This window comes from Duganella sp. SG902, from assembly GCF_013376005.1.
Lineage (GTDB): Bacteria > Pseudomonadota > Gammaproteobacteria > Burkholderiales > Burkholderiaceae_D > Rugamonas.
In genome coordinates this window covers 54048-65530 of record NZ_JABMJK010000024.1, presented here as the reverse complement: position 1 = coordinate 65530, position 11483 = coordinate 54048, and the positions used below count along the sequence as shown (strand labels likewise).

Below are 11483 nucleotides of genomic sequence, written 5' to 3'. Positions count from 1 at the left end.
TTCTTGTTGCTTTTCACGTACGGCTTGACGAACTGCGGCGCGATGAGCTTCACCGTGAAGCCGCGTTTCTGCAATTGCCGCGCCCAATGGTGTGCGCCGCCACAAGCTTCCATACCAATCTCGCAGCCTGGCTCTATCTTCTCCAGCAGCGCCGACAACCACTCTGCACGGGCCAGCTTCTTACGCCAAACAACTTTTTCGCAACGATCCACCCCGTGCACTTGAAAGACGTTCTTGGCCAGATCGACGCCGACGCGGATAATCTTCATCGTGGACTCCTTCTCTTAACTGGTTGTGTGGTAACTCCCAGTTTAGGCACTCAGACGCCGACAGGTGAGGAGGAGTCCATCCCATTGCTACTGGCCGAATACTGACCAAAACTCAACTTTACGGCATTACGGTTTACTGATGTGCTTCTGTTTACGAGAAGCCCGATTTTCTGCGAAAAATAAAGCACTCGCCTGCCCAACTCCACACAACGTAATCCAAGTAAGCTGGGCAAAAGACCTATCAAAAAAAGTAGGGAAACTGTCATACAGTGGGCCGAGCGAAAGAGAGGCCGGGAGCGTGACAAACATGAGTACGAAGTCCGGCAACATGTGTTCGTACCCAGCGTTCAAAAGCCGAATGTCGACGTACCAAGCGAAGCTAGCCGCTAAAAGGACGATCAGGGCATAAAACCACGCGATTAGACGAAATACTTTCATGACTTCCTCACTGTGTGTAGACAAATTCAGAGCTTCCGCTGGTGGCCGAACGCCATCGTTAAGCACGAGCATAGCATCTTGCTTAACTGGAAAATACGCGAATTTTCACTTCGGCAATCCCAAACGAAAAAAGCCCGGCGCTTGGCCGGGCTTTGGGCTGGTTGCGAACCAGTTTATTCGTAGTCGCTCATCGGGGCGCAGCCGCAGAACAGGTTGCGGTCGCCGTAGACGTTGTCGGCGCGGCCGACCGGCGGCCAGTATTTCTGCTTGCGCAGCGATGGCACCGGATACGCCGCCACTTCACGCGAGTACTTGCGGTCCCAGACGTCGGCTGTCAGCACTTCGGCGGTGTGCGGCGCGAATTTCAGCGGGTTGTTCAGCTTGTCGAACTCGCCGCTTTCCACTTTGGCGATTTCGCCGCGAATCGCGATCATGGCGTCGATGAAGCGGTCCATCTCGGCTTTCGATTCCGATTCGGTCGGCTCGATCATCAGCGTGCCCGGCACCGGGAACGACATGGTCGGCGCGTGGAAGCCGAAGTCCATCAGGCGCTTGGCCACGTCTTCGTTGGTGATGCCGGTGGCATCCTGCAGCGGACGCAGGTCGATGATGCACTCGTGCGCCACCAGACCGTCGTGACCCGAGTACAGCACCGGGAAGTGCGGCGCCAGGCGGCGGGCGATGTAGTTAGCGTTCAGGATCGCGGTTTCGGTCGCGGCGGTCAGGCCTTCCGCGCCCATCATGGCGATGTACATCCACGAAATCGGCAGGATCGACGCCGAGCCGTATGGCGCGGCCGATACCGAACCGATGCCGGCGTTGTCGCGGATGTAGCCGTTCGAACGCTGGTTCGGCAGGAACTTGGCCAGGTGCGCGCCGACGCCGATCGGGCCGACGCCCGGGCCGCCACCGCCGTGCGGAATGCAGAAGGTCTTGTGCAGGTTCAGGTGCGAGACGTCGCCGCCGAACGCGCCCGGCGCGGCCACGCCCACCAGCGCGTTCATGTTGGCGCCGTCGACGTACACCTGGCCGCCGTGGCTGTGGACGATGTCGCACAGTTCGCGGATGCCTTCTTCAAACACGCCGTGGGTCGAAGGGTAGGTGACCATCACGCAGGCCAGGTTCTTCGAGTGCTGTTCTGCCTTGGCTTTCAGGTCGGCCAGGTCGACGTTGCCGTTTTCGTCGCAGGCGGTGACCACCACCTGCATGCCGACCATGGAGGCCGATGCCGGGTTGGTGCCGTGCGCCGACGATGGGATCAGGCAGATGTTGCGGTGGCCTTCGCCGCGCGACTGGTGGTAGGCCTGGATCACCAGCAGGCCGGCGTATTCGCCTTGCGAGCCGGCGTTAGGCTGCAGCGAGATGGCGGCGTAGCCGGTCACCGCGCACAGCATCTCTTCCAGCGAGGCGATCATTTCGCGGTAGCCCACGGTTTGCGCTTCCGGCGCGAACGGGTGGATGGTCGAGAATTCCGGCCAGGTTACCGGGATCATTTCGCTGGTGGCGTTCAGCTTCATGGTGCAGGAACCCAGCGGGATCATGGTGCGGTCCAGCGCCAGGTCCTTGTCGGCCAGCGAGCGCAGGTAGCGCAGCATCTCGGTTTCCGAGTGATAGCGGTTGAACACCGGGTGGGTCAGGTACGCCGAAGTACGGGCCAGCGATTCCGGGAACGAGCGCTCGACGGCCGCTTCCACGGTGTCGAAGTCCGGGCCGTGCGCCGGGCCGCCGACCGGATGCGAGAACACGGTCCACAGCAGGGCGATGTCTTCGCGGGTGGTGGTTTCGTCCAGCGACACGCCGACGTGGGTAGCGTCGATCACGCGCAGGTTGACGCCGTGCGAGTGCGCCGATGCGTGCAGCTGTTCGGCGTTCTTCACGTTGACGGTGAGGGTGTCGAACCAGCTGTCGTTGGTGATGGTGTAGCCCAGGGTCTTCAGGTTCGCGGCCAGCACGCCGGTCAGGCGGTGCACGCGCTTGGCGATCTGCAGCAGGCCTTGCGGACCGTGGTAGACGGCGTACATCGACGCCATCACCGCCAGCAGCACCTGCGCGGTGCAGATGTTGGAGGTGGCTTTTTCGCGGCGGATGTGCTGTTCGCGGGTTTGCAGCGCCAGGCGGTAGGCCTTGTTGCCTTGTGCGTCGATGGTCACGCCCACCAGGCGGCCCGGCATCGAGCGTTTGAATTCATCGCGGGTGGCCATGTAGCCGGCGTGCGGGCCGCCAAAGCCCAGCGGTACGCCGAAGCGCTGGGAGTTGCCGACGACGACGTCGGCGCCCCATTCGCCCGGTGGCGTCAGCATGGTCAGCGCCAGCAGGTCGGCGGCGGCTACCACCATCGCGCCCTTGGCCTTGATGGTTTCGACGTCGGCCTTGTAGTCGCGCACATTGCCGTTCACGCCCGGGTACTGCAGCAGCACGCCGAAGCATTCGCCGATGCCGGCCAGTTCGGCCGGGTGGAAGACTTTAACGATGATGTCCAGCGGCTTGGCGCGGGTCTGCACCACTTCCAGCGTTTGCGGCAGCACGTCGTCGGCCACGTAGAAGATGTTGGATTTCGACTTGCTCACGCGCTGGATCAGCGTCATGGCTTCGGCGGCGGCCGTGCCTTCGTCCAGCATGGAGGCGTTGGCGATGCCCATGCCGGTCAAGTCGGTGATGGTCTGCTGGAAGTTCAGGATGGCTTCCAGGCGGCCTTGCGAAATCTCCGGCTGGTATGGCGTGTAGGCGGTGTACCAGGCCGGGTTTTCAAAGATGTTGCGCAGGACGACGTTCGGCGTCAGCGTGTTGTAGTAGCCCTGGCCGATCAGCGACTTGAGCACCTTGTTTTTCGAGGCGATTTTCTTCAGCTTGTTCAGCGCTTCGTTTTCCGGCATCGGCTGGGTGTAGGCGCCCAGCGGCAAGGCGGCCTTGTTGCGGATGTTGGCGGGCACGATGGCGTCGATCAGGGCGGCGCGCGAGGCGTAGCCGAGGACCGACAGCATTTCCTGCTGTTCGGCGGCGTCTGGGCCGATGTGACGGGCGATGAAGGCGTCGCGCGCTTCGAGTTGGGTCAGGCTGGTGCGGGTCATGATAGGGCGAGGGCAGTTTGAGAAGAGGGCTGTCGTTCCGGCGAAAGCCGGAACCCATGCTGAGCTGGCGTTCTATGGATTCCGGCTTTCTCCGGAATGACGATCAGGCGCCGATGTTTTTGCCGTAGGCGGCGGCGTCCAGCAGGCCGTCGATCGCGCTGGCGTCGGCCGGCTTGATCTTGAACAGCCAGTTGGCATAAGCGTCGGCGTTGATCGACTCAGGCGCGTTGACCACGTCTTCGTTCACGGCCACCACTTCACCCGATACCGGAGCGTAGATGTCGCTGGCGGCTTTCACCGATTCCACCACGGCGGCGTCGTCGCCGGCGGTGTAGCTGTTGCCGACTTTTGGCAGCTCAACGAAAACGATATCGCCCAGTGCATCCTGCGCGTACTCGGTGATGCCCACGGTGACGGTGCCGTCGGCTTCAGCGCGTACCCATTCGTGGGATTCGGTGTACTTCAGGTCTGCAGGAATGTTCATGTTGTAATGCTCCAGAGGGTGAGGGTAACTAAATTAAACGGCCAGGATCTTGCCGTTGCGGACGAACGGCAATTTAACCACAGATGCGGCCAGCTTCTTGTCGCGGATTTCCACGTGCACGGTGTCGCCGACGTTCACGCCCATCGGCACGCGCGCCAGCGCGATAGCCTGCTGCATGGTCGGGCTGAAGGTGCCGCTGGTGATTTCGCCGGTGGCGTCGGTGCCGGCCACGATGACTTTCTGGTGCGCGCGCAGCACGCCGCCTTTTTCGCGCAGGATCAGGCCCACGAATTGCGCGTTCTGGCCCTTGGCCTGCAGCGCGGCCTTGCCGATGAAGTCACGCTCGGCCACCAGGTCGATGGTCCATGCCAGGCCGGCGTCCAGCGGGTTCACGGTTTCGTCCATGTCCTGGCCGTACAGGTTCATGCCGGCTTCCAGGCGCAGGGTGTCGCGCGCGCCCAGGCCGGCCGGCTTGACGCCGGCGGCGGCCAGCGCGTTCCACAGCTGCTCGGCCTTGTCGGCCGATACGCCGATTTCAAAGCCGTCTTCGCCGGTGTAGCCGGTACGGGCGATCATCGCCTCGCCATAGGCCGCGCTCTGCGCGAAGGCCACGTTGAACGGCTTCATCTCGGCGGTGGCTTGTTTCGATTCAGGGATCACTTCCCACACCTTGGCGCGGGCGTTCGGGCCTTGCACGGCGATCAGCGCCATCGCGTCGGCGCCGTCGCGGCGCTGGGTGATGGTCAGACCCGAGCCGGTGGCCTCGTTCTGTTTCCGCATCCACGCCACGTCCTTCTCGGCGGTGCCGGCGTTGACCACCAGGCGGAACCAGCTCTCGTTGATGAAGTAGACGATCAGATCGTCGATGACGGTGCCCTCTGAATTGAGCATGCAGGAGTAGAGCGCCTTGCCCGACACCTGCAGCTTGTCGACGTTGTTGGCCAGCAGGCCGCGCAGGAAGGCGCGCGCCTTGTCGCCCTTGATGTCGACCACGCACATGTGGGCCACGTCGAACATGCCGACGTCGGTGCGCACGGCGTTGTGCTCTTCGATTTGCGAACCGTAGTTGACCGGCATGTCCCAGCCGCCGAAATCGACCATGCGGGCGCCGGCTGCGCGGTGTGCGTTATTGAGTGGGGTGGCTTTGAGCGTCATGGTACGGTCCAAACGAAAGAGGTTAACGGGAATGCCTACGATTCCAAAACCCCTCTGTCCTTGGTACCTGAGAGATAGCGGGGATGAACATCCCGCACGCCCCTTCGGTGGATTGCGCCGCAATCTCTCTCCAGAGTTTGAGCCCATTCTGGGCCCCCTGACCGGTCCTTTTGCCTGAGAGTTTTTGGGTAGTGCCCCTTCGGCGGCAAAGCTGGTTTGCCCTCTCCCGATCAAGACTCGGGAATATATGCCAGAAGGGCCTGAATGTCAATCTTGCCGGGCTGCGCACGAATGGGAAGCGGAAAAGCTGCCGAAGCAACAATTTGCTAGAATAAATCACACTATTTCGAGAGCCCACCGATGAGCCAAGATCAAAACTACGACGGACATGCATGGTTCACGCTGTCCGGTGACGTCAACAGCGACATGGTGCGCCGCGTGTTCGACGCGGTCGCCGACATGACCGAAGACCGCATCACCACCGCCCACATCCTGATCCAGTCGAACGGCGGCTATGTCAGCGACGGTATCTGCCTGTACAACTACCTGAGCAAGCTGCCGATCAAGATCGTCACCTACAACGCCGGCGCCGTGGCCTCCATCGCCGTGATCCTGTTCCTGGCCGGCGCCGAGCGCTATGCCAGCGACACCGCCCGCTTCATGGTGCACAAGTCGCACGCCAGCGCGCCGCATGGCGCCCGTCCGGACGCACTGCGCATCATCGTCGAGGGCCTGCAGGCCGATGACGCCCGCACCGAGCAAATCCTGCGCAATCATGTCGAGCTGACCGAAGACCATTGGCGCACCCACGAATATTCCGACCTGCACCTGACCGCCGGGGAGGCCTTGAAGGTGGGCTTGATCAATGGCGTGGAGGATTTCGTGCCGCCTGGTGGCCAGCGTGTGACCAATATCTGACGCGGCAATGCGGCGCGCGCGGCGCCGCATTTTCCGCTGCCTTGTGCTTAGCGGTTGCCGGACTTCTTGTTGCCGTCGTTCTTGTGGCTTTGACGGCCTGCCTCGACGTGCTGCTCGTGGGTGCCGCCCTGGGTGCCGCCGCTGCGCGATCCGCTGGACGAGCCGGCTCCGCCCGACTGCTTGCTGCTGCCCTGGTTGGAGCCCTGTTTGCTACTGCCACCTTTTTGATTCGCGTTCATTTTGATTCCTTTTCGAAAGTGAAAGAACGCCAGAGACGTGGTTGCGTTTCTGGTGGGGCAATGATGCGTTGTCAGCCGGGTGATCGCTATCGGAGTTCCGCTAGCAGGCGTGTAGGAGCATGGCTTGCCGGCCGCCGCCGAAAAGCCTCGTTTAAAACTCCTCCCATTCCACTTCCTTGCGCTCGGCGCGCGCCGGACGCGGCAGGGCGGGCGGCATGCGCGCTGGCGGCGTTGAGCGGGGCGCTTGCCCGCCGTCGGAAGGCGCGCTGTCGGGCGCCTTGGCCGCGAACACGCTGATGGCCGCGTTCAGCTTGCCGGTCTCGCCGCGCATGGCGTCGGCCGCCGCCGCGGCCTGCTCGACCAGCGCCGCGTTCTGCTGGGTGGCCTGATCCATCGCCGAGATCGCCTGATTCACCTGCTCCAGCCCGGCGGTCTGCTCGGCGCTGGCGTCGGCGATTTCACCAATCAGGCCGGTCACCTGCTTGACGCTGCCGACCACCTCGTCCATGGTCTTGCGCGCCTGGTCGGCCAGTTGCGTGCCGCGCGCCACCTTGTCGACCGAGTCGTCGATCAGTTCCTTGATTTCCTTGGCGGCCGCCGCGCTGCGCTGCGCCAGGCTGCGCACCTCGGACGCCACCACCGCGAAACCGCGCCCTTGCTCGCCGGCCCGGGCCGCCTCCACCGCCGCGTTCAAGGCCAGGATATTGGTCTGGAACGCGATCCCGTCGATCACGCCGATGATCTCGGCGATCTTCTTCGAGCTGTCGTTGATGGAGGCCATGGTGCCGACCACCTGCGCCACGTCGTCGCCGCCGCGCACCGCGATGGCTGAGGCCGACAAGGCCAGCTTGTTGGCTTCCACCGCGTGCCCGGCGTTTTGGCGCACGGTCGCGGTCAGCTGTTCCATGGAGGAGGCCGTCTCTTCCAGCGCCGAGGCCTGCTGCTCGGTGCGCGCCGACAGGTCCTGGTTGCCGTCGGCGATCTCCGCCGCCGCGCCGCCGATGGCGCGCGCGCCGCTCCGCACCTGCGCCACGATGCCAAGCAAGCTGTTGTTCATGTGCTGCATGGCTTGCAGCAGCTTGCCGGTCTGGTTCGGCGGCTGCGGCCCGATGCGCGTGCCGAGGTCGCCATCGGCGATCCGTTGCGCCATCAGCATGGCCTGCCGCAATGGCGAGGAGATCGAGCGCGCCACCCACAAGGCCAGCAGCGCCCCGCCGCAGACCAGCATCGCCAGCAGGCTGAAGGTCATTATGCGGGCGCCGTTGTACAGTTGTTCGGTCTGCTGCGCCGCGTCCTGGTTGGCCTGCATGGCGCTGACCAGCAGCTTGCTCATTTGCAGGTTCAACGCCTTGAGCCGCTCGGCCTCATCGGCCGTGGTGTCGCCGCGGGACGACAGGATGGTGCTGGCCTGCGGCAGCCATTTGCCGGACAATTCAGTCGTCACTTCGCTAATCTCATGCATGCGCGCGAGGGCGTTCAGGCCCAGCAACGCTGTCAGGCAGAGCACGAGGGCGAAGGCGGCCAGCAGCTTGCTGGAGATTTCCAGGTTGTGCAGGATTTTCATGGGGTTCCTTGAGGGCGGAGGCGTGAGTTTTCGATCTTAAGGAAACCTCAATCTTGCTATTTGAGCCGCGTCAAAGTTGCTGAAAGTCAGCAAAATACGCGAAATATTGCACATTCTTGGTTTCGTGGTATTGCTTTGTAGAAATGCCGTGCAACAATACTGGATAAAGACGATATAGCCGAGCAGGTCCGCCGATGATTGCAACTTCCACCACTGCCGCCACGCCGAAAAAGACGGTGTCGCCGCGGCATGCCCTGTTGGAAGAGCTGATCGGCATCGCCGTCAAGCAGGCGGGCGATCAGTACCTGGATCTGGCCAACAAGCTGGCCGGGGCGCTGATCGATGCCACCGACGGCGACGCGCGCCAGATCCAGCAGCGCCTGCGCGCCGGCAACCAGCTGCGCAACCGCAATTTCGCCTTCCTGCACCTGGCCACCACCACGCTGGAGAAAGCCCTGCGGCGCGAGATTGCCGACCTGGCACCCGCCGTCAGGCCGGCCGCGCGCGAGGCCGGGCTGGCCTTGTCGCTGGTGCCGTTCGAGGAGATGGACAACAAGGTGGCCCTGAGCGGCGTCAGCAAGCCGTTCGAAACCTTGTACGCGGACCAGTTGCAAACGCTGAACGTGCGCCTGGCTTTCCTGCTGGAGCGTGACATCCTGCGCGTGAACCAGAATCCGTTCCGGCCCGAGGTGTTCCTGGTGGCCCTGCAGCAGGCGTGGGCAGAGTTCGATCCGGAGGAGGAATCGGCGGGATTGCTGCAGCCGTTGCTCAAGCCGGGCATGTTTATCGAGCTGGGGCCGATGCTGGAGGCGCTGAGCCTGGCGTTGCAGAGCAAGGGCGTGCTGCCGGGCTCGGTGGATGGCTACAAGCGCCGCCGGACGGACGCCCGCAAGGAAGGAGCGAACAAGGCGCGCACCAACCAGGCCGCGCTGGCGCAGCAGTTGCGGCAGTTCTTTGCGTCCAGCGACGTGGCGGGATCGGCGGCGGGGCAGATCGTCGACGGTATCGCCAGCGGCATGCTGCAGGGCGTCGACCTGAGTATTCCCGATCTGCCGGCCGCCGCGCTGTCGGCCGGCAGCACTTGGGTGCCCAACACCGATCGCGCACGCGCCGTCGGCGCGGCAGCCGCGGCCGGCATGACTGGGGGCGCGGCCGGGGCGGCGGCCGGCCTGGTCCCCGGCGCGGCCGGTGGCGGTGCGGTGCCGGCCGGCGGTTTCGTCGCGGTCCAGCCGGGCGTCCCGGTGGCGCCGGGCGGGGCGTGGGTGCACGGCGCGGCGCAAGGCTTCCACGTCGGCGCGACGACCAATGAGGGGGCTCAGCTTGCCGCGCAAATCGGCGCCAAACAGCCCTTGCTGTCCTATCTCGCCCAGTTGCAAAAGACCTTGCCAAGCCAGCCGTCCGGGACCCCGGCCAATGTCTTCTATCTGCCGAACCTCAAGCAAAGCATGCCGCAAGGCAGCCTGTCGCGCGCCGATGAAAGCACCATCGACCTGCTGTCCGCCGTGTTCGACACCGTGTTCCGCGATCCGGGCATCTCGCCGGAAATCCGCGAGCTGATCCGCTTCCTGCAAATCCCGGTGCTGAAAGCCGCGCTGGTCGACAAGAACTTCTTCTTCCAGGAAGCGCACCCGGCGCGCCGCTTGCTGGAGCTGTTGTCGCGCATGGGCTGGGAGCAGCGCAAGGGACCGGACGACCCGCTGTTCCAGGCCATGCAGCGCAGCGTCGACCGCGTCGGCCGCGACTACGAGCAGGAGCTGTCCGTCTTCACCGAAGCAGTCAACGAACTTGAGGCCTCGATTCAGGCCGAGGAAAAAGCCGCCGCCGCCGCCATCGCCGCGCCGATCGCCGCCGCGCTCAAGCAGGAAAAAATGGCCGAATCGCAGAAGCTGGCCAAGAACTCCGTCGCCCTGCGCATCGGTACCGGCGAGGTGATCGCCGTGGTGGAGGCCTTCCTCGAACAGCGCTGGGTCTCGGTGCTGACCATCGCCTACAGCATCGAGGACGAGAAGCCGGGCGCGGTCAACAACGCCACCCGGGCCATGGACGACCTGATCTGGAGCGTGCGGCCCAAGGTCAAGCCAGAGGAGCGCAAGCAACTGATCGCCAAGCTGCCCGGGCTGCTGTCAACGCTGAACAAGTGGCTGGACGTCATCAAGTGGCAGGACGCCGACCGTCTGCAGTTCTTTGCCGAGCTGGCCGAATGCCACGCTTCCATCGTGCGCGCGCCGCTGGAAATGTCGCCCGAACGGCAGCTGGAAATCTCCATGCAGGTCGCCCAGCAGGCCGCCGAGCGCCGTCTGCAACTGCAAGCCAAGGCGGAGGCCGAGGAAAAAGTCCGCGCCGAACAGCCGCCGCCGGACGAGGACGAGGAAGACGCCATCATCGAAGTCGACAGCCTGACGCGCGGCATGTGGCTGGAATTCACGGACGAGGAGGGAGCCAGCCGCAAAGTCAAACTGGCGTGGATCAGCCCGCGCCGCACGCTCTACATCTTCTCGACCGCCGCGCGGCAGGAGGCGTTCTCCATGGCCGGCGAGGAGCTGGCCAGGCGCTTCCGTGAAGGCAGCGCCGCAGTGGTGCGCGCGGAAGGCGTGGTCACGGTCGCCCTCAGCGAAGCACTGGCCCGCAGCGCCGACAACGATCCTTCGATCTCCGCACCGGCCGCGGCCGGCTAATCAGGGCACGCCGTTGGCGCCGTGGAGGAGGTAGGCGGGGCGGGTGGATAAGCGGTTGGACCAGGCTTGCAGCGCTGGCAGTGCCGGGTGCTCGATGGGCGTGGACAGCCAGCGGTTCAGCGACAGGCCCAGCGCGATGTCGGCCAGGGTGAACTGGCCGCCGGCCACGTAGGCGCCGGTCGACGCGAGTTGCGCGTCCAGCAGCGTCATCAGCCGGTTCCATTCGGCCGCGCTGGCGGCGATGGCTTGGGCGTCGCTGTGGGCCGCGCTGCCGCGCACCAGTCCCATGAAGGCGTAGCGCCACGAGGTGTTCAGCTCCGTGGCCTGCCAGTCCATCCATTTTTCCACCTGCGCGCGCGCCATCGGCTCCGCCGGCAGCAGGTCCGTGCGCCCATGCTTGCCGGCCAGGTAGCGGCAGATGGAGTTGGATTCCCACAGCGCCTGCCCGTCATCGACGATGACCGGCACCAAACCATTGGGATTGAGTGCCCTATGCGCGTCGCTTTGCTGCTCCAGCGCGTAGGGCAGACCGATTTCCGCGCAAGTCCACAACACCTTGCGCACGTTGATCGAGGTTGATTTTCCGTATATTTTCAGCATGCCGCCAGTATGCCACAATGCTTAATATTGCCTTAAGGAAAAAGATCGCCATGATCGGCGCGCGTGTGCTTTA

8 protein-coding genes, 1 pseudogene and 2 riboswitches are annotated in these 11483 nt (G+C 64.0%); of the genes and pseudogenes, 2 read left to right on the top strand and 7 right to left on the bottom strand.

Going from position 1 to position 11483, the window contains the following annotated elements; all coding sequences use genetic code 11:
* The 4 genes and pseudogenes from FHW83_RS29005 to gcvT form a co-directional block, all read right to left on the bottom strand.
* Window positions 1-269 (bottom strand): annotated as a pseudogene (locus tag FHW83_RS29005) (IS110 family transposase); the annotation flags it as partial.
* A 611-nt stretch (window positions 270-880) separates the two neighbouring features.
* On the bottom strand, window positions 881-3775 hold the full coding sequence (gcvP, locus tag FHW83_RS29000) for an aminomethyl-transferring glycine dehydrogenase (RefSeq protein WP_176649834.1): 2895 nt from the start codon (window positions 3773-3775) through the stop codon (window positions 881-883).
* A 103-nt stretch (window positions 3776-3878) separates the two neighbouring features.
* The gene (gcvH, locus tag FHW83_RS28995; protein ID WP_176649833.1) at window positions 3879-4259 is read right to left on the bottom strand and encodes a glycine cleavage system protein GcvH; all 381 of its coding nucleotides are present in this window, start codon (window positions 4257-4259) and stop codon (window positions 3879-3881) included.
* 33 nt (window positions 4260-4292) lie between these two features.
* Complete coding sequence (gene gcvT / locus FHW83_RS28990) at window positions 4293-5414, bottom strand: glycine cleavage system aminomethyltransferase GcvT (RefSeq protein WP_176649832.1); 1122 nt, start codon at window positions 5412-5414, stop codon at window positions 4293-4295.
* A gap of 44 nt (window positions 5415-5458) precedes the next feature.
* Window positions 5459-5558: riboswitch (glycine riboswitch) on the bottom strand.
* 8 nt (window positions 5559-5566) lie between these two features.
* Window positions 5567-5653: riboswitch (glycine riboswitch) on the bottom strand.
* 121 nt (window positions 5654-5774) lie between these two features.
* On the opposite strand from gcvT, the gene FHW83_RS28985 reads away from it, so the two are divergent.
* On the top strand, window positions 5775-6332 hold the full coding sequence (locus tag FHW83_RS28985; protein WP_176649831.1) for an ATP-dependent Clp protease proteolytic subunit: 558 nt from the start codon (window positions 5775-5777) through the stop codon (window positions 6330-6332).
* Between the two features lie 47 nt (window positions 6333-6379).
* Here FHW83_RS28985 and FHW83_RS28980 read toward each other — a convergent pair whose 3' ends face one another.
* Together FHW83_RS28980 and FHW83_RS28975 are read right to left on the bottom strand one after the other, a co-directional pair.
* Window positions 6380-6571, bottom strand: coding sequence for a hypothetical protein (locus FHW83_RS28980; protein ID WP_176649830.1), 192 nt, complete (start codon window positions 6569-6571; stop codon window positions 6380-6382).
* 151 nt (window positions 6572-6722) lie between these two features.
* Window positions 6723-8135, bottom strand: coding sequence for a methyl-accepting chemotaxis protein (locus FHW83_RS28975; RefSeq protein WP_176649829.1), 1413 nt, complete (start codon window positions 8133-8135; stop codon window positions 6723-6725).
* A gap of 194 nt (window positions 8136-8329) precedes the next feature.
* On the opposite strand from FHW83_RS28975, the gene FHW83_RS28970 reads away from it, so the two are divergent.
* Entirely contained in the window at window positions 8330-10810 is a 2481-nt protein-coding gene (locus tag FHW83_RS28970; RefSeq protein WP_176649828.1) for a DUF1631 family protein, read from the top strand.
* Here the strand turns inward: FHW83_RS28970 and FHW83_RS28965 are convergent, their stop codons facing one another.
* Window positions 10811-11410 carry a glutathione S-transferase family protein gene (locus FHW83_RS28965; protein WP_176649827.1) on the bottom strand — a complete coding sequence of 200 codons (600 nt, stop codon included), beginning with the start codon at window positions 11408-11410 and terminating at the stop codon, window positions 10811-10813. It abuts the gene before it with no gap.
* Between the last annotated feature and the right edge of the window lie 73 nt (window positions 11411-11483).